Annotated in this window: 22 protein-coding genes; 11 read left to right on the top strand and 11 right to left on the bottom strand. The window is 60.7% G+C overall.

Annotated elements, in window-relative coordinates; all coding sequences use genetic code 11:
* Nucleotides 1-241 precede the first annotated feature (241 nt).
* The gene (gene mgtE / locus VL202_RS16140) at nt 242-1675 is read left to right on the top strand and encodes a magnesium transporter (RefSeq protein ID WP_325465106.1); all 1434 of its coding nucleotides are present in this window, start codon (nt 242-244) and stop codon (nt 1673-1675) included.
* 175 nt (nt 1676-1850) lie between these two features.
* The gene (locus VL202_RS16135; RefSeq protein ID WP_325465105.1) at nt 1851-2237 is read left to right on the top strand and encodes a MerR family DNA-binding transcriptional regulator; all 387 of its coding nucleotides are present in this window, start codon (nt 1851-1853) and stop codon (nt 2235-2237) included.
* Nucleotides 2238-2403: 166 nt separating this feature from the next.
* Here the strand turns inward: VL202_RS16135 and VL202_RS16130 are convergent, their stop codons facing one another.
* The gene (locus VL202_RS16130) at nt 2404-3396 is read right to left on the bottom strand and encodes a DUF1624 domain-containing protein (protein WP_325465104.1); all 993 of its coding nucleotides are present in this window, start codon (nt 3394-3396) and stop codon (nt 2404-2406) included.
* 81 nt (nt 3397-3477) lie between these two features.
* A complete protein-coding gene (locus VL202_RS16125; RefSeq protein WP_325465103.1) occupies nt 3478-4170 on the bottom strand; it encodes a DUF599 domain-containing protein in 693 nt (230 codons plus the stop codon).
* 263 nt (nt 4171-4433) lie between these two features.
* Between VL202_RS16125 and VL202_RS16120 the strand changes: the two genes are divergently transcribed.
* The 3 genes from VL202_RS16120 (at nt 4434) to VL202_RS16110 (ending at nt 8522) form a co-directional block, all read left to right on the top strand.
* Nucleotides 4434-5834: an L-serine ammonia-lyase gene (locus VL202_RS16120; protein WP_325465102.1), complete on the top strand. Its 1401-nt coding sequence runs from the start codon at nt 4434-4436 to the stop codon at nt 5832-5834.
* Between the two features lie 70 nt (nt 5835-5904).
* Entirely contained in the window at nt 5905-6342 is a 438-nt protein-coding gene (locus VL202_RS16115; RefSeq protein ID WP_325465110.1) for a DUF1489 family protein, read from the top strand.
* Nucleotides 6343-6488: 146 nt separating this feature from the next.
* Entirely contained in the window at nt 6489-8522 is a 2034-nt protein-coding gene (locus VL202_RS16110) for a calcium-binding protein (protein ID WP_325465101.1), read from the top strand.
* 166 nt (nt 8523-8688) lie between these two features.
* Here VL202_RS16110 and VL202_RS16105 read toward each other — a convergent pair whose 3' ends face one another.
* The 3 genes from VL202_RS16105 to VL202_RS16095 all read right to left on the bottom strand — a co-directional run bounded on the left by VL202_RS16105 (nt 8689) and on the right by VL202_RS16095 (nt 11482).
* Entirely contained in the window at nt 8689-8955 is a 267-nt protein-coding gene (locus tag VL202_RS16105) for a hypothetical protein (protein WP_325465100.1), read from the bottom strand.
* A 133-nt stretch (nt 8956-9088) separates the two neighbouring features.
* On the bottom strand, nt 9089-10546 hold the full coding sequence (locus VL202_RS16100; protein ID WP_414692877.1) for a D-alanyl-D-alanine carboxypeptidase: 1458 nt from the start codon (nt 10544-10546) through the stop codon (nt 9089-9091).
* A gap of 204 nt (nt 10547-10750) precedes the next feature.
* Nucleotides 10751-11482, bottom strand: a complete 732-nt coding sequence (locus tag VL202_RS16095; protein WP_325465099.1) for a hypothetical protein — start codon at nt 11480-11482, stop codon at nt 10751-10753.
* Between the two features lie 139 nt (nt 11483-11621).
* On the opposite strand from VL202_RS16095, the gene VL202_RS16090 reads away from it, so the two are divergent.
* On the top strand, nt 11622-11945 hold the full coding sequence (locus VL202_RS16090; protein ID WP_325465098.1) for a DUF6949 family protein: 324 nt from the start codon (nt 11622-11624) through the stop codon (nt 11943-11945).
* A gap of 155 nt (nt 11946-12100) precedes the next feature.
* Here VL202_RS16090 and VL202_RS16085 read toward each other — a convergent pair whose 3' ends face one another.
* The 3 genes from VL202_RS16085 to VL202_RS16075 all read right to left on the bottom strand — a co-directional run bounded on the left by VL202_RS16085 (nt 12101) and on the right by VL202_RS16075 (nt 14720).
* Nucleotides 12101-12709, bottom strand: coding sequence for a transglutaminase-like cysteine peptidase (locus VL202_RS16085; protein WP_325465097.1), 609 nt, complete (start codon nt 12707-12709; stop codon nt 12101-12103).
* A 679-nt stretch (nt 12710-13388) separates the two neighbouring features.
* Nucleotides 13389-13997, bottom strand: a complete 609-nt coding sequence (locus VL202_RS16080) for a PilZ domain-containing protein (RefSeq protein ID WP_325465096.1) — start codon at nt 13995-13997, stop codon at nt 13389-13391.
* Nucleotides 13998-14087: 90 nt separating this feature from the next.
* Entirely contained in the window at nt 14088-14720 is a 633-nt protein-coding gene (locus VL202_RS16075) for a PAS domain-containing protein (RefSeq protein WP_325465095.1), read from the bottom strand.
* Nucleotides 14721-15125: 405 nt separating this feature from the next.
* On the opposite strand from VL202_RS16075, the gene VL202_RS16070 reads away from it, so the two are divergent.
* Nucleotides 15126-15860: a rhomboid family intramembrane serine protease gene (locus tag VL202_RS16070; protein ID WP_325465108.1), complete on the top strand. Its 735-nt coding sequence runs from the start codon at nt 15126-15128 to the stop codon at nt 15858-15860.
* A gap of 230 nt (nt 15861-16090) precedes the next feature.
* Entirely contained in the window at nt 16091-16519 is a 429-nt protein-coding gene (locus tag VL202_RS16065) for a CBS domain-containing protein (RefSeq protein ID WP_325465094.1), read from the top strand.
* 78 nt (nt 16520-16597) lie between these two features.
* On the opposite strand, the gene VL202_RS16060 is transcribed toward VL202_RS16065, so the two are convergent.
* The 3 genes from VL202_RS16060 to folE all read right to left on the bottom strand — a co-directional run bounded on the left by VL202_RS16060 (nt 16598) and on the right by folE (nt 18873).
* The gene (locus VL202_RS16060; protein ID WP_325465093.1) at nt 16598-17566 is read right to left on the bottom strand and encodes a patatin-like phospholipase family protein; all 969 of its coding nucleotides are present in this window, start codon (nt 17564-17566) and stop codon (nt 16598-16600) included.
* Between the two features lie 209 nt (nt 17567-17775).
* Nucleotides 17776-18228 carry a phosphoribosyl-AMP cyclohydrolase gene (gene hisI, locus VL202_RS16055; protein ID WP_325465092.1) on the bottom strand — a complete coding sequence of 151 codons (453 nt, stop codon included), beginning with the start codon at nt 18226-18228 and terminating at the stop codon, nt 17776-17778.
* Between the two features lie 24 nt (nt 18229-18252).
* Nucleotides 18253-18873: a GTP cyclohydrolase I FolE gene (folE, locus tag VL202_RS16050; RefSeq protein WP_325465091.1), complete on the bottom strand. Its 621-nt coding sequence runs from the start codon at nt 18871-18873 to the stop codon at nt 18253-18255.
* A gap of 339 nt (nt 18874-19212) precedes the next feature.
* Between folE and VL202_RS16045 the strand changes: the two genes are divergently transcribed.
* From VL202_RS16045 to VL202_RS16035, 3 genes are all read left to right on the top strand, one after another.
* Complete coding sequence (locus VL202_RS16045; RefSeq protein WP_325465107.1) at nt 19213-19662, top strand: iron-sulfur cluster assembly scaffold protein; 450 nt, start codon at nt 19213-19215, stop codon at nt 19660-19662.
* A 1-nt stretch (nt 19663) separates the two neighbouring features.
* Complete coding sequence (yidD, locus tag VL202_RS16040; RefSeq protein WP_325465090.1) at nt 19664-20041, top strand: membrane protein insertion efficiency factor YidD; 378 nt, start codon at nt 19664-19666, stop codon at nt 20039-20041.
* A 16-nt stretch (nt 20042-20057) separates the two neighbouring features.
* On the top strand, nt 20058-20420 hold a 363-nt coding region (locus VL202_RS16035), incomplete at its 3' end, for a DUF1697 domain-containing protein (RefSeq protein WP_325465089.1).

Below are 20420 nucleotides of genomic sequence, written 5' to 3'. Positions count from 1 at the left end.
TTCTGGTGCCCCAAGAGCTATACAATTCACATGATTTTGCAACAGCTTGGGCAAAAGTGCAGGGGCCGGCCGCCGGCGTATGAAACCGCCTGTGGACCTCGTCCGCTTGTTGGGTTAGCACAGGGGTGGCGGTTTGCTTTTCAAAGCGCGCCACCACCACCGGTCGATCACATCGCCCTCCTGCTCCAGCCCGGCTCTCAACCGGACTTTCGGATGGCTGAATTCTCTTGAGGGCGGGCATATGAGCGGAACCGGCGAACAGGAAAATGAGCGCAAGGTCGTGGAAGACGACGCCTACAACGGCTCCGACATCTACGCAGAAGACGGTTCGGTTCGCTCCGACTATCTGATGCATGTCGGCGCGGCGATCGCCGACCGCGATCTCCTATACCTGCGTCAGCACGTCACCCGCCTGCATGCGTCCGAAATGGGCGACGTGCTGGAGGCGATCCAGCCCGAACAGCGTCGGGCGCTGGTCTCCCTGCTCGGCGACGAATTCGATCTTTCCGCGTTGACGGAAGTGGACGAGGCGATCCGTCTCGACATCGTCGAGCATCTGCCGAACGAGCAGATCGCCGCCGCACTCGGCGAAATGGACTCCGCCGACGCGGTCTACATTCTCGAAGACCTCGATCAGGAGGATCAGGAAGAGATCCTGTCGAAGCTGTCCTTCACGGAGCGGGTTCGCCTGCGCCGGTCGCTCGACTATCCCGAAAGCACGGCCGGCCGCCGCATGCAGACGGAGTTCGTCGCTGTGCCACCGTTCTGGACCGTCGGGCAGACGATCGACTACATGCGCGAGGACGACGATCTTCCGGAAAGCTTCACCCAGATCTTCGTCATCGACCCGACCTTCAAGCTTTTGGGTGCGCTCGATCTCGACCGCCTCCTGCGTTCCAAGCGCTCGGTGAAGATCGAGACGATCATGCGCGAGACCAACCATCCGGTGCCGGCCGAGATGGACCAGGAAGAGGCGGCCCAGCTTTTCGAGCAATATGACCTTCTCTCCGCCGCCGTGGTCGACGAGAACAACCGGCTGGTCGGCGTGCTGACCATCGACGATGTCGTCGATGTCATTCAGGAAGAAGCGGAAGAAGACCTGATGCGCCTCAGCGGTGTCGGCGACGAGGAACTGTCCGACTCGATCATCGATGCCTCGCGCTCACGCGTCGTCTGGTTGCTGGTCAATCTGCTGACGGCCTTCCTGGCTGCCTCGGTCATCAGCCTGTTCGATGCGACGATCCAGCAGATCGTCGCTCTCGCCGTGCTGATGCCGATTGTTGCCGGCATGGGCGGCAATGCCGGGTCGCAGACGATGACGGTCACCGTGCGCGCACTTGCGACCCGCAATCTCGACATTCACAATGCCTTTCGCGTTATCCGCCGCGAGGCAGGCGTCGGGCTTTTGAATGGGCTGCTGTTCGGTGTGCTGATCGGCCTGGCGGCCGGCGCCTGGTTCCAGGACGTCAATATCGGCGGCATCATCGCGGCCGCCATGCTGATCAATATGATCGCCGCGGCGCTCGCCGGCATCATGATCCCGCTGCTGCTGGATCGGTTCGGCGCCGACCCTGCCGTGTCCTCGGCGGTTTTCGTGACGACGGTGACGGATGTAATCGGCTTCTTCGCCTTCCTCGGTCTCGCCACCTGGTGGTTCAGCATCGGCATGACCTGACCTGACCTGACCTGACCTGACAAGTTTGACTTTTACGTCAAAGTCAATCAGACTGAGCTTCAATATTGCAGCGGCATCGTTTCAGGCGAGTAGACCGGCGCGACAGTTCAGCCGCATTTTCATATCCGTCGCTTCGCGGCGCATTTTGAAAGGTGCGGCTCCAGGCGAGGCAGGCGTGAACAAGTATTATACCATTACCGAACTGACACGGGAATTCGGGGTTTCGACCCGGACGCTGCGCTTCTACGAGGACGAGGGGCTGATCCATCCGGAACGGCGTGGCCGCACCCGGCTGTTCCGCTCGGCCGATCGTCGCCTGATCATGGAAATCCTGCGCGGCCGCCGCATCGGCTTCACCATCGCCGAAATCCGCGAAATCATCCAGGTCTACCGCGATCCGCCGGGCGAGGCCGGCCAATTGCGCCTGCTGATGAAGCGCGTCGAGGAAAAGCGCGACGATCTCAACCAGAAGCGCAAGGATATCGAGGAAACCCTCGAGGAACTCAACAATGTCGAGGAAGCCTGCCTGACGCGGCTCGCCGAAATCGGCGTCGGCACCTGATCGGCGCAGCGCGCCTCGACGAAAGCCCGGCCGGCCGCCATGTGATTCTTCATGCCCCTGCGGTGGACGTTGTCCTTAGCAAACCCACCAGCGACTGCCGTGCACGATCGTTCGGCGCGGCATAAAGGACAGGTGGCCAGGGATGGCCGTTTGGCGATCGGCGTTCCTATTCCTTGGCCTGCGCTTCCATGGTGCATTGGGTCTGGATCGTGAAGATGCGCGCGTCCGTGGCCACGTCGATCTGGCCGGCATTGAGTGGTCCCAACAGATTCTTGTCTGCAAGTTGCTTGACGGTGCAATCACAGAAGGCCGTGCAGAAGGCTTTGCTGTTGTCGGCCGCGCAGGCGGAAACGCAGCTTGCGTGCAATGGCGTTTCGGGGGGCAGTATCTGCGCGAACAGGGCAACGCAGCCGAACAGCAGCGGCTGATGCACGAGGTAGATCAGCAGGCTGTGGCGGCCGGCGGTGGCCAGAATGGTTTTCCAGCGCGCGCTGCCGTCGCTCCTGAGTTTGTCGAACCAGCCGAAGCGAAGGGCGATGCGGGCGATGGCGATGCCGGCAAGGAAAGGCGCAAGCCAGGGCAGCAATGGCACGTAATCGTTCGAGCGCGGCAGCGTCTGCGACAGGCCGACCCACCAGAGCGCCGGCATCTCGAACACCGGTGAGCGGAGATACAAGGGCGCCGCGAAGGCCGCAACCGCCACGATCAACGTCAGAACAGGCGGTAGCCGCAGGAAGAAGAGGCCGATCAGGCTGGCGGCGGCGATGGCATGCAGGATGCCGAAGAAGATGAAGGCATCCGGAAAGGCAAACCATGTGGCGATGGTGATGACCAGCGCCGCGCCGGCGATCCTGGCGAAGCGGATGGCGAAGGAGCGGACGCGGATCACCGGGTAGTGTCCGAGAACGAGGCTGAGTCCGGCCAGGAACAGGAAGGAGCCGGCTATCGAGCGGGCATACATCTTGAAAACGCCGGTGCCGACCATCTGCGGATCGATATAGCCGAAGAATCCGAGGTCCCAGGAAAAGTGGTAGCTCGCCATGGCGATCAGCGCGACGCCGCGCAGGGCGTCGATCACCCAGAGACGGCCGGGCCGCGCGGTTGTCGCCGGCGCCGCCGTCCCGTTGTCGTTGTCGGTGACTGCGTTGGTAATCGACATGGTTCAATCTTTTCCAATGGTGGCCTTGTACGGCCGCGAGCTCGCGCCAGGCGCGGCGAATCAACCGCACGTGCGAGGATTTCAGGCGTTTGCGTCGTCAAGAAGGGCAGCGCGCGCTTCCGAATAGAATTGCCGCCGCGCCAGCACGAAGATGACGAAGATCGTCAGGGCGATGAACACATAGGGACTGACGAACCAGCCGAGATAGCCGATCGACAGAAAGATGCTGCGCAGCCCGGCATTGAAGTTCTTGGCGGCCAGGATATTCACCTGGATGGCCCGTTCGGCCGCCCGCTCGGCGCCGGCCCGGTCATGCGCCATGTCCGACATCATCGGAATGCCGCCCATCAGGATCGAGCAGTAGTTGAACAGGCGATAGGACCAGGCGAACTTGAAGAAGGCATAGGCAAACAGGCAGGCAAGGCCGCCGACCTTGAGCTCGAAACCGCTGCGCCCGCCGTGGAAGACATAGGGCAGGTCGTTCATGATCGACTGGACCTGGTCGGTGGCGCCGAGCAACGCGAAACAACCGCCGAGCGCGAATATGGTCGTCGAGGCGAAAAAGGCCGTTCCCGCCTGCAGCCCGGCAACGATCTGGCTGTCGATCATCTTCAGGTCGCGCGTCAGCGAATTGAGGATCCAGCGGCGGCGGTGAGCCATCATCAGCCGCGTCAGGCTGACGCGGCTGAGCTCGACCTTGCCGTCCGTGGCCCAGTTATAGCCGGTCCACAGGAGCGCGAAAACCGCCAGTGCGATATAGTCGGTGAGTGTCATGCGCCTTTTTTGCATGGTTTGACGAAATTGCAAGACATCGCGAAAGTTTGTGACGGCACTTGAAATCCGGCGCTGGTCGTGACGACTTATGGGGCAAGCATCGAGATCCGGCCGCGGGATGGCATTCGTGTCGCATGTGTGTGACCGGATGTCGGTTGATCGCCGGATGGCGAACGCGGGATAGCCTAGTTTCGATGCAATGATCGTGGTCCGGTGTTATCGTGCGGCCATCCAGCCAATCCAGTCCTCAGGGCGGAGTTCGAATGTTTCTTTCGGTTTTTGATGTCTTCAAGATTGGTATCGGTCCTTCCAGTTCGCACACGATGGGTCCGATGTCGGCGGCCAACCGCTTTCTCGACCTGATCCTGTCGAGCGACTGGCCGCGGCCCAGCAACGCAACGGTTGCGTCGATCAAGGCCAGCCTTCACGGTTCGCTGGCCTTTACCGGCATCGGCCATGGCTCGGGCAGGGCGGTCGTGCTCGGCCTCATGGGCGAACGCCCGGACAGGGTCGATCCCGACCGCATGGACCCGATCATCGACGAGGTCGAGCGCACCGGCCGGATCACGCCGCCGGGACATCCGGCCTATGAATTCCAGCCGAAGACCGATCTCGTTTTCGACAAGAAGGTGCCGCTGTCCGGCCATGCCAACGGCATGTCCTTCTCCGCCTTCGACAAGGACGGCCGGCTGCTCCTGAAGCGCATCTATTACTCGATCGGCGGCGGCTTCGTCGTCACCGATACCGAACTGGAGGCTATGAAGAACAGCAAGGCGAAGCCGGGCGGCGTCAAGGTTCCTTATCCCTTCTCCACCGCCAGACAGATGCTGGACATGGCGGCGCGGTCGGGTCTCTCGATCGCGCAGATGAAACGCGCCAACGAAGAGGTCTCGATGTCGCGCGAGGCTCTCGACGAGGGTCTCGACGGAATCTGGGAGGCGATGAAAAACTGTATCGATCGCGGCCTGACCGGCTCAGGCATCCTGCCGGGGGGGCTGAAGGTTCGCCGCCGCGCCGGCATGATCCATGACAAGTTGCAGGACGAATGGCGCTCCAACAAGGTCAATCCCTTGCTCGCCAACGACTGGTTGAGTGTCTACGCCATGGCGGTCAACGAGGAGAACGCGGCCGGCGGCCGGGTCGTCACCTCGCCGACCAACGGTGCTGCCGGCGTCGTTCCGGCGACGATCCGCTACTATCTGCATTTCCACGACGACGCGGATCATCACGGCATTCGCGACTATCTGCTGACGGCGGCGGCCATTGGCGGCATCATCAAGTTCAACGCCTCGATCTCCGGTGCCGAAGTCGGCTGTCAGGGCGAGGTCGGCTCGGCCTCGGCGATGGCGGCGGCCGGTCTTGCCGCTGTCATGGGCGGCACGCCGGAGCAGATCGAGAATGCGGCCGAAATCGCGCTGGAACATCATCTCGGCATGACCTGCGATCCGATCGCCGGCCTCGTCCAGGTTCCATGCATCGAGCGCAACGCGCTTGGCGCCGTCAAGGCCGTCACGGCGGCGTCGCTTGCCATCAAAGGCGACGGCCAGCATTTCGTGCCGCTCGATGCCTGCATCGAGACGATGCGCCAGACCGGCGTCGACATGCACGACAAGTACAAGGAAACCTCGACCGGCGGCCTCGCCGTCAACGTCGTCGAGTGCTGACCGGCAGCGATTTGTGGAGCGGTCGAGAACAGGCTTGACCGCACCGGCCCTGCGGGTGTTCAACACCGCCATGGCTTTGCATCTCATCAAACTCTGCGTCGGGGCGGACTCGATCGACGACCTGCGTGACTGGGTGTCGCGCAAGGCGCAAACGGCGGTCGCAGCCGGCCTTGAGCCACACTCGTTTCACATTACCCGCATGGTGCCCAAACGAGGCGAAGAAATCCTCGAGGGCGGATCGCTCTATTGGGTGATCAAGGGCCAGGTTCAGGCGCGTCAGCAGATCACTGCCATCGAAACCTTCACCGATGCCGAGGGCATTGGCCGCTGCAAGCTGTTCCTCGCTCCGGAGGTCGTCGAAACGGCCTCCCAGCCGCGCCGTGCCTTCCAGGGATGGCGCTACCTGCAGCCCGCGGAGGCGCCGCGAGATTTGTCGGCCCTGGGCTCCGAAGGCGCCGACATGCCGCTTGATCTGCGCCGCGAACTGGCGGAACTGGGGCTTCTCTAGGGCGACAACTGCGAGCCGGTTTGTGTTCGCAATGTTCCATCTATGGGTGCATACCCTGGTTTTCGTTCACGCGAGGATTGTCGAATGGCCCATGTCCTGATACGATAACCGAAGGCTTTCGAAGGTGTCATGCTTGGGAGGGCATCATGCTGGTCAGCAATTTCGTTTCCGGCGTTTCGCCGCAATTCACCATCGAGCGTAGCGGCAGTCAGGTCACGCTGTCGTTTTCCTACAATCTGACGGGATATCTGGACGACGAACTCGGCTATTATGTCTGGGACGGCGAAATAGGCGCCGAACTCGGCGCGTTCGGCGGCTATGTCCATCAGACGCTGGACGGGCCGATGGAACTCCAATTCACCGCCACGCTCGCGTCAGGTGTCACCGACAGCGGCTCCTACGATCTGAACGACAATATTGGCGGCGCGGCGCTTGAAAACGACTTCACTGTGACCCTGTTTGATGTGGCAGCGGATTTCACCGCAACGGCCGTGTCGGATATTGTCTTCGGATCGGCCCAGGCCGACAAATTACGTGGAGAAGACGGAAACGACGTCCTCATTGGCGGTGCGGGCAAGGATACTTTAGGCGGCGGCGGTGGCGACGACATACTGAGCGGCGGCGATGGATCGAACTATATCAGCGGCGGTCTTGGCCGTGACACCGTATCCTACGCGGATTCATCGACAGGTGTCTGGCTCCAACTGATGGATCTCTGGGGTAGCCATGGAGCGTTCATCGATACCTACAACTCGATCGAGAACATCATCGGATCGGATTACAACGATACCCTGGTTGGAAACGACGGTGCCAATGTGATCGTCGGCGGCGGCGGCTTCAATTCTCTCAGCGGACAAGCGGGGAATGACCGGATCATTGGCGGTGACTCCGGGGATGTCATATACGGCGGAGACGGGAATGATGTGCTCTCCGGTGGGAACGGCGACGACACCTTCCGCGGCGGAAAGGGAGCTGACTGGATAGACGGCGGCGCAGGCGATGATGACACAGCCAGTTACGACAGTTCCTCCTCCGGTGTCGTCGTCTCGCTCGCGGATCAGTCGATCAATACCGGCGAGGCCAGAGGCGATGTGCTGATCGGCATCGAGGGCCTGCACGGTTCCAATTTTGGCGACAGGTTCTACGGCGACGGCAACGCCAACTGGCTGTATGGAGGCATCGGAAACGACAAGCTCTTCGGCGGCGACGGCAATGACATTCTCATCGGCGAAAACGGAGCGGACGAGATGGATGGCGGAGGAGGCCGCGACCGGGTCGACTACGGCAACATGGGCGGCAGTGCCATCGTCTCACTCGTCGATTCGTCCCTCAATGCCGGCACGGCTCAAGGTGACATACTGGTCGGTATCGAGGACCTATACGGTACGTCCCGCGCCGACACCTTCTATGGCGACGGCAACGTCAACAAATTGTACGGCCAGATGGGCGACGACACGCTGTTCGGCGACGCGGGCAATGACGGTCTGAACGGCGGCATCGGAAACGACACCCTCGATGGCGGCGAAGGCGACGATTATCTTGAGGGCGCAGCTGGAAACGATGTTCTGTGCGGCGGCGCCGGAGCGGACACGCTGCGGGGGCTTGCGCGCACCGGCAGCGATGATGGTGGCAGCGATACCGCGTCCTACCAGACGGCGACGGCAAGAGTTGTCGCCAGCCTGCAAAATCGTGCAAACAATACCGGCGATGCGGCGGGCGACAAATATTACCTCATCGACAATCTTCGCGGATCCGACCATGGAGACTCGCTGGCCGGTGACGGTTTTGCCAATGTCATCGATGGTGGCGCGGGCAACGACACACTGCGCGGCTATGGCGGCCATGACACATTGACGGGCGGAGCAGGCGGGGACATCTTCGTGTTCAGTTCGGTGCTGAACGCCAGCGCCAATGTCGATGCGATCACCGACTTCAACGTGGCGGACGACACGATCCGCCTGGAGGCACGCAACTTTCCGGGGTTGGCGACAGGCACGCTCGAGGCAACCGCATTCATATCCAACGCGACGGGAACCGCCGGAGATGCGGACGATCGGATCATTTACGATTCCACCAACGGGGGCCTCTTCTATGACGCCGACGGCACGGGGGCGACCGCAGCCGTCCGGTTTGCTTGGCTGTCGGGGGCGCCTTCGATCACGGCGGCCGATTTGTCGTGATCTGACGCGTGCGCAGCCGTAACGTTGGCCTTGCTTCTCGGCCGCGATAACGTCTTGAAACCTGCCAATGATCAGCGCGGACACGATCGTGGGCACTTCAGACGACGTCAAACAAAAAGCCCAGCAACTGCTGGGCTTTTTTGCTTTTTGCGGATGCTTCAAACGTTCAGCGGATCCGCAACCGGATCGGATGATGTCCGGAAGGCGACGTGACATGCACGTGGATCTGTGCTTCCGGCTGGGTTGAGCGCCAGGCGCGGGCCCCATGCGTCAGCAGCAGCGTCACCAGATCCTTGGTCCGTGCCCGTGGCCGGCTGCCGAGTTCGGCAATGCGCATCGCTGCTTCGTGCAGCGGATGCAGGCCGGCACGCGGTGACTTCCGCTTCCTGTCCGGAAAGGGCGTGATGCCCGGTCCATTCTCATTCATTCCCATAACTGACCTCGTTACGCACTACCAAATCCGAGGAGGACCGCCGGAAAACAAACACACCGGGGATCGAAACTTCACCGCAGGACATCCGATCATCAACAGTTGCATCGGAAAGCCCTTGCGTTCCTTCAAAGTCTTACTGCTGGCTTGCCCAGCAGGCGAAGCCGTTGCGCTTGAGCGTCTTGCAGGCCGAGACAGCGTTGTTCTGGCTGGAGAAGCCGCCGAAGCGTGCCCGGTAGAGATGGCCGTCGCCGCTGGCAAAAGCCACTGTGAACGGGGTGGCGCCGCGCAGCGCCTTGCCGCCCTTGCCCTTGGCTTTCTCAAGCATCGTCATGGCCTGGTCCTTGTCCGGCGTTGCGCCGATCTGGATGACCCAGCCCGTCGGTGTGGCTTCCGAAGCGGTTTCCGTGACGGCCTGCTTCTTTTTGACAACGGAATTGGTGATCTGGTTGTCGACGTCGGTAGCCGGAACAGGGGACGCCTTGGCGATCTTGCGGCTCTGGGCCTCCAGCGTATTCGGCATGATATTGTCGTTCAGGACCGGGTTGGCGCTGGCCTTGACCGGTTCGACATAGGCCACTTCGATGCTCTTGGTGGTTTCTTCGCCACTATAACGGAAATCCGGAACCGGGCCGTTGTTGGGAAGGTTGAAGCTGCCACCGGTTGTGGCTGCGGCCATTTCAGGCTGCGCCTGCATGGTTGGCGCGTCGGCCGTTTCGGCAACGAGGTTGCCACCGCCACGGCGCGAGGCCGCAGGCATGTATTTTGCGACCAGGGCCCGCATCTGGGCATCGCGCGCACCGCCGGACTTGCCGCCGAGGACGACGCCGACGATGCTGCGGCCGTCAGCCTGTGCCGAGGTCACGAGATTGAAGCCGGCCGCGTTGGTGAAACCGGTTTTGATGCCATCGACGCCGCGCACATTGCCGAGCAGGCGGTTGTGATTGCCGATCGTCTGCTTGCCGAATTTGAAGCTGCGGGTGGAGAAATAGCCGTAATACTGCGGAAAATGCTGACGAAGCGCCATGCCGAGCCGAGCCTGGTCGCGCGCCGTCGTCATCTGCGCACCGTTCGGCAGGCCGTTGGCGTTGCGATAGGTGGTGCGAGTCATGCCGAGCGCACGCGCCTTGTTGGTCATGATGCGGGCGAAGCGATCTTCGGAACCACCCAGCATTTCGCCGAGCGCGGTCGCGGCATCGTTGGCCGAGCGCGTCACAAGGGCCAGGATAGCCTGTTCCACGGTAATGGTGTTGCCCGAGCGCACGCCAAGTTTCGACGGCGGTTCTGCGGAAGCGTTCTTGGAGAAAGGAACAGGCGTGTTCTTGGTGATCTTGCCGGCTTCCAGCGCTTCGAAGGTCAGATAAAGCGTCATCATCTTGGTCAGCGATGCCGGATAGCGCAGGCTGTCCGCGTCTTCGCTGTAGAGAACCTTGCCGGTCTTGGCATCAACGACGATACCTGCATATTTTGCAGCCGAAGCGGCGCCGGTGAAGGCAAGCGACGCGACCATGGAGACCATCAACAGACGGCAAGCTCTTTTGAGGAATGGGACGGGGGTGCTTTGAACGGAACCGTTGAATATTGATTTGGACATTGCACTACTCTTCATCGCATTTCTCACAAATATCGTCCGGGCGTCGCCTCCAGAAACGACCGTTCTGAAAACTCTATCGGGATAGCGTTACCAATCGGTTTATGATGAATGATTGGTTTCCATAATCGGACGTTTTGAATTTGGGACAGTCGTCCGGTGGTAAGTGTCGGGAGGTGCCCGTTCGGGTGTTGCCCGCGGTCGATTTCAGGGAACCAGCTTGCTGTTCACATAGTTCGCGACAGCGCTGTCGATGACCTGCCATTGTGGCAGCAATTGGCTGGAAAAGCGGTAAAGCACAACAAGATCGCGGCCAGCGTGAATATCGCGCTGGCAATCGGCACTGGTCGACATCTCGGGTGTCCTGGGCATCAGACAGCGCACTGTATAGGGCGTGGTGCCGTTTCTTGGTGCGGTGAAAAAGACTTCCTCGCCATAGCCGGAATTTTCCTTCAGCACATGACGCTCGAGTCCTGCCGGGCCGGGCCGGGCGGCGCCGTCGAAAATGTGCTGGTAGATCGGTTCCAGCCGGCCCGACATGTCTCGCGACATGGTGCTCTGCGAAATCTCCGCGAAGATCAGCGATCCCGGCTGGTTGACGTCGTTGAACAGGGTGCGGGTCTCGTCGGTATAGCCCTGCATGTCCGGCCAGGTGAGATAGAGATCGGCGCGTTCGACAACGCCGGTGACGCGCTGTTCCTCGAAGCGGATGGCATTGGATGGCAGGCGAAGGTGATCCTGCCCGATGAACAGGTCGTTGGCGGCCGTGCTGGTCGTATGTCCCGCCAGCGCCAGCTTTTCGCCATACCAGCGTCCGCTCATGCTGATCGCGGACGTCAGAGCAGCAAGCCCGACGACGGCAGCCGTCAGGCCATAAACGAAACGGGACGAAATCAGTGGGCCGTGATCGTCCGTTGCGGCGGCGGGGTTGCTTGTCATCGACAGATCGCGTTCATCATGTGGTTAAGAAGGGGTATCGCCGGGCGCTTCCGTGTCTCGAATCGAAACAGCTTTTACGGCACGCAAATTGCTCCGGAATGGATTGGGTGCAACGCTGCTTCAACATGGTTAATTTTTGATGAATTTCGTGATGCTTCTGACCCTGCTTGCCGCCGGCTTCGGCGTCTCCTTCATCGTGCTGGATATCAGCCGCGTGGCGGCCCGCGACCGCTGGCCCTCGGCGCAGGAGGTCTGGACCGAGAATTTCCGGCCCTTCGCGATATTCCTGGCGTTGTTTGCCGGGCCGTCCTTGTTTGCGAGATCCGTCTGGCAAATACGCCGGGAAAACGGACTGGCGGCCGTCGATATCGTTCTCGCCGCCATGGTCGCGCTCGGATGGGCGTGCTGCTATGGTGCCGTCATTGTCCGCTGCGCGGGCCTGCTTGGAATGCAGGTGCCGTGATCGGCTGATGGGCGCAAGAAAAAGGCCGGCTCCGGGGACAGCGGAACCGGCCAGCAGGGCCTTGGTCTGGGACGGGGATGGGGACTGACCGAAGCCCTTTTCATCCGCGAACCAGGCATCCTGAGCCGGTCCGCGTCTGTCTCGTAAGTTGTCTGTTACTGGCTGACGCTGCCGACGGCGGTCGTGCGGCCATCCTGCAGTTTGACCCAACGGCCGGAATTCTTTTCCGATTGCCGCTTGAGGAACGTGTATTCCGTGTCCGACCACAGCAGCACCTTGTTGCGCATGTTGTCGAGAACGAAGTCGCCGCGATCGGTCCTGACGGTCAGCACCGCATGGCCTTCGCCATTGGGCTGCAGCACGACGGTGATCAGCAGGTTGGATGGCGAGAAGCCCGCCTGTATCAGCTTCTTGCGCTTGAGGAGAACATAGTCCTCGCAATCACCGACCTGGTCGGGATAGGCCCAGCGTTCCTCGACGCCGTAAATCTCCTTGTCCGTCATCGGCGTCACCGCTTCGTTGACGTCATAGTTGATCTCGATGATTTTCTTCCAGCCGTCGCGGGTCAGAACTGTTGGCTGGGTATTGCCTGGATTGGCGCGGCATTCCTGCGGCATGTTCTTGCAGAATTCATAGTGCCCGACCGGCGGGTTGCTGGGGCCATCGGTGGTCATGTTGGCCGGAAAGGCGAGAGCTGCCTGTGCCGTCAGTGCGGTCAGGAATGCGCCAAGCAGGCCGGCCTTCAGGACTGTTTTCGTTGTCATGTTTGTCTCCCCGTTCTGGAGATGACAATGACAGCGAGATTTTTATTGCTCGCGAAAATCGGAAGTAAAAATAAGTACAAATACAAATTGAATAAGTATAAAATTAAAATTTAACTTTAATCAATATTGAGACAGTTTTGACTCAATTACGCATAAAATTTAACTGAAATCCGTTGGAATTGGTCGTGGTGACGAGATTTGGTAACCATGCAACCCGTTGTAGATATTGAAGTCCCATGCTGGAGAGCCCACCGCGTTGCAAGCGGCGGCTTCCCCCGCCGCCGCCCGGGTGCCAGCGTCATCGCGCCGAAGCAGCGCCGAGGATAGACTTTTGTGCCGCAATCGATGGTGATTTCAGCGCTGAAATGCGCTCGGAGATGCCAAAATTATTTTCATTCCAGCACATTTTTTCGGTCGGGATGGTGCTGATCCGTGGAAATTGCCGCTTTGTGTGCCGAAAGGGAGCGTCCGACAGAGTAAAATCCCCGGATCGGCGATAGGGCATTGTCCCGAAACGGGACTTTCGATCGCTGAAAAATCGGATATGAATGGAGAATTGCCAGGCGACAAGCCGGTATTGCGCGGCCTCGCTCGAGGCGACGACAGATTTTGGGCCTAAGGGAGATGAGAAAATGGTGTGCCGGCGCGTCTACGCAAGCTTGGACGCGGAAAGCTGATCCTAGAGGAATTCCCGCAGGGCATCGCGTGACTGGATTCCGAGGAATTCGATCGCGATGCCTTCCTGGAAGTGGCGCACGACGCGTCCCTTCATGCTGCCGAGCAGGATAGGCACTCCCAGCGGCAGGCGCGTTTCCATATCGACGGCGGCGCCCGAGAGCGACAGGTCGATGATACGGCAAACATATTTGCTGCCGTCTTCAAGGGTGATTTCGGTGCGGACCTTACGTGGTGCAAGACGATCGTGCCGCCGGTCTTCCGGCAGGCCGAGCTCGTGCTTGTTGGCAATCCAGGTCAGCTGCGCCGCGAGCTTTTCGCGCTTGCGGTCGGTGGCGTTGATTTGGATCACGAACGCGTTTTCGGAAAGGCGCGAAACAGTGCCTTCGAGGCGGCCGACATGATCGACATAGGCGATGATGCGTTCACCGGTGCGCGGACGCGCATCGCAGGTAAAGAGGACATCGCCCGGCGACATGTCGATCGCGGTGCACTCGAACTCATCATGGTTTGCAAGCATCAGCCGACCGGTCAGATTCACAGAGACGCGCTGAAACGCACCTTCGTTGTGCTGCTTGGGGCCGCTGTTCTGTGCTTGCTGAAACGAATACATGACCACACTTGTGCGATGTCTGTCCGGCCAACAGTTTTAACCTGATCCCGTTAACAGAAGGTTTTTTTATGCACGGATCTGCAAATTGCGTTAGTCCTGTCGGCCACCTTCGAAAACCCTGAGATGCAGAACGCGACGAATTGCACCCGCGAGGCTTTGGTTTGCCCTGTTCGGTTGCCGCGCGGGCAGGGGGATTTCAGGACGATTCTGCAGGAAGAGGCTGGTCTTTTCGACATCGAGCGCGCGAATACTGTCGAGATCGAGAAAATTGACGGGCGTCGCTTCCAGCCAGTGGGGCCGCGTCAGCGGAACCAGCGCGCCGATGATCCGGTCGATGTCGCCGTCGGGAGATCTGAGCGGCAGGAGGATGATTTCGGTCGGAAGGCGGTCGGCCGTGCCGGCGAGCGCCGCCGATGCGGACAGCACCACCGGTGACTTGTGCTGCATGACTTCGTTCGTGACGCGTCTCAGGCGCGCGGTCTGTTCACCAAGCCACAGCGCATCGAATGTCGTGCTCCGCAGTTCCCGCGCAAACAGCGCGCAGATACGCGTGCCGGCGAGACGGAAGCGAACGTCGCCGTTCGCGGTTTTTTCGAGGATGAACAGGTCCGCCAGGATGTTGCGAATGTGAGCAGGTTCGATCTGGTTGCGGGAGGGCACCTCGCGGTGGCCCCGCAACTCGTCCCAGTAGGCGTATATTTCAATGGCGGTCTTGCTGCGCATGCTCTGCTTCCGTTTGATACGCCTTGTGCCGCTTTGGCACGGTTGGCGGAGGGGAAATTGCCCTCGTCTCTGTCAGAGCGAATTTCATGCCAGCCGGATATTAAGGTTAATGCTTGGTTTAGATTGATCGATGGCCGCCGCGGTGGCATTGAAGGACATCACTTCACGAAGGGTTGCCTTCGGCACACAGACTTGGGCTCGGGGTTTTTGGGGGCTCACCGGCCGTTCAGTTTTTCGACTGGACGGCCTTTTTTTCGTCCAGGCCACACAATTTCGGATAGTGCGGGTTTTCAAGCCACATGCGTGCAACTGACGCTTTGCCGCCGCTTTTGACCTGCTCCTGAATCGTGTAGAGCGGAGGCAGGATCAGGCGGAACGGAATCCGCGGAAAGAATTGTGAGCAGCATGACAGACCAGACGGACGGTACACTGCCGCCGGAAAGCGTGGAGCCGGAAAAGCTTGAGCCGCCGCGCGAACCCGCATTCAACCTGCCGTTCGGCCTTGTCTGCATCCTCGGCCTGCTCGTGGCCATCCATGTGATGCGCACCTATGTCCTGTCCGCTTCGATCGACAACGAACTGGTCTTCAATTTCGCCTTCCTGCCGGCGCGTTACGATCATGCGCTGTCGGACCAGAACCTGGCCTGGCTCTGGAGTCCGGTCACCTATTCCTTCCTGCACGGATCCTGGGATCACCTGATCTTCAACGGCTTCTGGATGATCGCCTTCGGTGCACCGGTGATCCGGCGGATCGGCATGGTTCGGCTGGCGGTCTTCTGGTGCCTGTCGGCCATTGCCGCGGTTGCCCTGCACACCGCCTTCCACTGGGGCGAGATGATCATCGTGGTCGGTGCCTCCGGCGTCGTCGCCGGCCTGATGGGGGCTGCGGCGCGTTTCGTCTTTTCGCCGAGTGGCCGGATCAGCCGGCAGTTTGCCCACCTCAACCGCCGTCTTCCGATCACGCAAGCCCTGTCGAATCGCTCGGTGGTGATATTTACCGGCATCTGGTTCCTGACCAATCTCCTGATTGGCCTCGGGCTCTTCGCTTTCGGCGGCCAAGGCGGAATCGCCTGGGAAGCGCATATCGGCGGCTTTCTGTTCGGCTTCCTACTGTTCGGCCTTTTCGATCCCCGGGACTGACGTCTAACATCAGCGATAGCGCGGAGAATACTTGATTTTCCGCTGGTGGTGGCGCACCATTCTCGTCCGAAGGCGGCATCTGTGAGGAGTTCGGTTTGCCGCCGATGGGCAGAAACGCGACAGGAATGAACTCTGTCTTGCGGATTGGTCCTTGACCGGAAACACATGTCTCGTGCTTTCAGTCCACCAATGCCCCCGCCAGATTCAGGTCGCTGAAACGGAGGGTTTGAATGTCTGTAAAAGCAATCCTGAATGAAAAGGGCCGTCAGGTCGTGACGGTCGATCCACAGTCCTTGGTTCGCGAGGCTGTCCGCCTGCTGCATGAAAACCGCATCGGCGCCGTGATCATCGTCAAGCCCGGCGACAAGATCGCCGGCATCCTGACGGAGCGGGACGTCGTCGCCGCCACGGCCAAATATGGTGCCGCATGTCTCGACAAACCTGTCTCCGCGGTGATGTGGTCGAAGGTGCATTGCTGCAACGAGGACATGACCATCAACGACATCATGGAGATCATGAACAACACGCGCTCCCGTCATCTGCCAGTGGAAAAGAATGGCCGCCTCGTCGGCATCGTCTCGATCGGCGACACCGTGCGCCATCACATCCGCGCCATCGAAAACGAAGCCGAGCAGATCAAGGCCTATATCGCCGGCTGACATTGCTGTTGTTCAATCAGAAATGCCGCGCTGCCCTGAAAGCCGCGCGGCATCGTTATATCCGCAACGTGCGTGCGATCAGCGCACCATGACGTCCTGAAGCCGTTGCAATTCCGAGAGCTTGGACTTCGTTTCGTAATAACCGCGGTCGATGGCCTCGCCGGCGCGGTGGAATTCCGAAAGGCCGATATCGTTCAGCTTCGGATGCAGCGCCAGATCCGGCGGGTCGCCAGCCAGCCGCGCGCGGGAAATGCGGTCCTGGATGATGTTGAACGCCTGCACCATGACGCCGGTCATGCCGAGCCGGGTCTGGTCTTCCGGCTTCTTCGAGGGGCGCAGCTGTTCGATATTCTCGGTTCCCGCATTGTGCTTGATGACGGCGGAGCGGCCGTAGAGATCGTAGTGCAGGTTGACGGCGACGACGAGCTGTTGTTCGTGCGCGCGGCAGACCGAAACCGGAACCGGATTGACGATGGCGCCGTCGATCAGCGTGCGATTGTTGCATTTGACCGGCTCGAAAATGCCGGGCAGGGCGTAGGAGGCACGGATCGCGGTGATCAGTGATCCCTGGCCGATCCAGACCTCATGGCCGGTATTGACCTCGGCCGCCACCGCGACGAAGGGCCGGTCGAGGCTTTCGATCGTCATGTCGCGCAGGTGTTCCTGCATGCGCTTGGTAAGGCGCAGCCCGCCAAACAGGCCGCCGCCGCCGATGGCGAAATCCAGCAGGCCGGCAATGCGGCGCATGGTGAGCGAGCGGGCGAAAGATTCGAGTTCGTCGAGCTTGCCGGCGAGATAACAGCCGCCGACGAGGGCGCCGATCGAGGTGCCGGCGATCATGCCGACTTCGATGCCTTCCTCGTCCAGCGCCTTGAGGACGCCGATATGGGCCCAGCCGCGGGCGGCACCACCGCCAAGCGCAAGCGCGATCTTCGACTTGGCCGGTTTTGTTTCAAGAGGGGGAGGCGTGGTGAGAGCATGGGAAGGTCCGCCCGGCGCCGATGCGTCTGCGGTGATCCCGCTGCGATTGAATGTCCAGTTCAACATCCGGCACCTCCATGCCGCAGAACACTGTTACAGGCCGTTGACGTCTCGCATTGCTGCTTTTGCAAGCGCATCGGGTAAGACACATATGCTACTTCGGACTGTTCCCTGCCGTTGTTCCCGGAGGAACGCGCCCGTTATGGGATTACGCGCCCATGCTGGTTGCGAATTCGTGAATCCACGAAGAAACTGAACCATAAAGCGTCAGATGCTTAATTTTTGCCGTAGACGTCGTTCGGATGGAAATGAATTTCGGTGTCAACGATGTAAAGTGACGTGACGCCGTCCGTGGCCTGGACGGTGCGGTAGAAGCAGGAGCGGCGGCCGGTATGGCAGGTGGCGTCATGGCCGGCGACCCGGACCTTCAGCCACAGCGCGTCCTGGTCGCAGTCGGTGCGGATTTCCTCGACCGTCTGCAGGTTGCCGGAGGTCTCGCCCTTCTTCCACAGGCTCCTGCGCGAGCGGCTATAATAGTGGGCAATGCCGGTCTCGATCGTCAGCGCCAGGGCTTCCGCATTCATATGCGCGACCATCAGCAGCGTGCCATCGCCCGCGTCGGTCACGACGGCGGTGATCAGCCCGTTCTCGTCGAAACGCGGCGTGAAGGCGGAACCGGATTCCAGTTCCGCCTTGTCGGCGGGGGGCAGGTCGAATTGGATGGTCATCGGGCAGGCTCCGCGTGACGGAGCTTACTTGAAGCCCCGAAGCATGGTCATGAAGCGGGCCTGTTCGGCCGGCTCGGTCTTGAACACACCGGTAAAGGTGGTCGTCAGCGTTGTCGAGCCCTGCTTCTGCACGCCGCGCATGGCCATGCACATATGCTCCGCCTCGATCATCACCGCGACGCCGCGCGGCTGCAGCGTATCGTCGATCGCCTTGGCGATCTGCGCCGTCATGGTTTCCTGCGTCTGCAGGCGGCGGCCGTAGATATCGACGACGCGGGCGATCTTCGACAGGCCGAGCACCTTGCCCTGCGGCAGGTAGGCGACATGCGCCTTGCCGATGATCGGCACCATGTGATGTTCGCAGTGCGAAAAGAACGGGATATCCTTGACGAGCACCATATCGTCATAGCCGCCAACTTCCTCGAAGGTACGGCCCAGAACGTCCTCGGCAGCCAGGTCATAGCCGGAAAACAGTTCCTTGTAGGATTTGGCAACACGCGCCGGTGTGTCGATCAGACCTTCGCGCTCCGGATCGTCGCCAGCCCAGCGCAACAGAACGCGAACGGCGTCCTCGGCTTCCTTCTGGCTCGGCCGGCCATCCGTAGAGGAGGGCAGGTGCGGAAAATTCTTGACTATGGCGTCCATAATGGCCCCTTGAGTAACACGGGTTACTTGACGTTTATCTTTTCGGACAACTCGCCATTGGCCATTGACCTGAGGTTTTCAGGCCTGGTTTCCGTCGGCGGGCTCCGGGGCTTTCAGATTTGCAGAGGTTAAGGGCTCTGGATCATCCGGCACGGTTTCCCAAACAACAGGCGACTGTTCGCTCTTGCGAACCTGTCGCCCCCACACGACATAACATATATATGGCGGCATACATACGAAAGGGGCGTTGGTGGAGACACTGTGTTTTTTTATTGGATACGATAGAAAATCATGCGCCGATCACCTGAAACCGCGCAAAATGCATCGGATCGCGTCGAAATGATGGATGAAATCTACAATAGCCGGATTCTCGAGTTCGCCGGCAATATTCCAAGAAGCGGCACGCTGCCGGATGCGGATGCCCAGGCAAGCGCCCATTCCAAACTCTGCGGCTCCAAGGTGCGCGTCTATCTGAACATGGATGGCGACGTGGTCACCGACTTCGCCCATGAGGTGAAGGCCTGTGCGTTGGGGCAGGCGTCCTCGTCCGTCATGGCCCGCCATGTCGTCGGCGCAAGCGCGGATGAAATCCGCAAGGCGCGTGAAGACATGCTGGCCATGCTGAAAGCGGACGGCGAGGGTCCTTCCGGCCGGTTCGAGGACATGCGCTTCCTCAAGCCCGTCAAGGATTACAAGGCCCGCCACGCCTCGACCATGCTGACCTTCGACGCCGTGGTCGATGCGATAGGCCAGATCGAGGCGGCCCGTCTCGCTGGGGCCGACGCCTAATATGTGTTCCGAACCGGGATGCACAGGGGAACATGGGCCGCAGGTCGCCCCACGTCCCTACAGCGGCCGCAATTATGCAGGCGCGTTTCGCAAGACGCCCGGCCGCCTGTTCGGCATGGCCTTCATCCGCCTGTATCAACTGACCCTGTCCGGTTTCATCGGCAATTCCTGCCGCCATATCCCCACCTGTTCGGAGTACGGCTATGAGGCGGTCGCCCGCCACGGCCTCTGGCCCGGCGGCTGGATGGTGCTGTTCCGCTTCCTGCGCTGTGGCCCGGGCGGCACAAGCGGCCTCGATCCGGTGCCGGAGACACTGCCTTCATCGAAGCACTGGTATACCCCCTGGCGCTACTGGCGCGTCAGCGCCGCCGGGCAATGAGGGCAGGGCCGCACTCATGACGGCTTTTGTCGCTCTCCTCCACAGCATTATCCTCGGCCCCGGCCGGCGCGTCGTCATGGCGGACCTGCGCGACACCTGCGAGAAGATCGGCTTCCAATCGCCCCGCACCCTCGTTGCGACCGGCAATATCGTGTTCGAAGCCGACCACGAAACGGCTGCCGCTGTCGAAGCGGACCTCGAAAAGGCTTTCCGCGACGATTTCGGCAAGCATGTCGATATCATCGTCCGCACCGCTGACGACTGGCGCGCGCTCGCCGCCGGAAATCCGTTTCCGGAAGCTGCCCGAGACGAGGCTCAGAACGTCATCGTCCGGGTCATGCGCACACCTCTGGCAGATGCCGCGCTGGTCGACCTGCAC

The sequence above is a fragment of the Pararhizobium sp. genome (assembly GCF_035497515.1).
Taxonomy (GTDB): Bacteria; Pseudomonadota; Alphaproteobacteria; order Rhizobiales; family Rhizobiaceae; genus Pararhizobium.
Note: the sequence above shows the minus strand (reverse complement) of the source record. Positions and strands in the feature narration are given on the sequence as shown.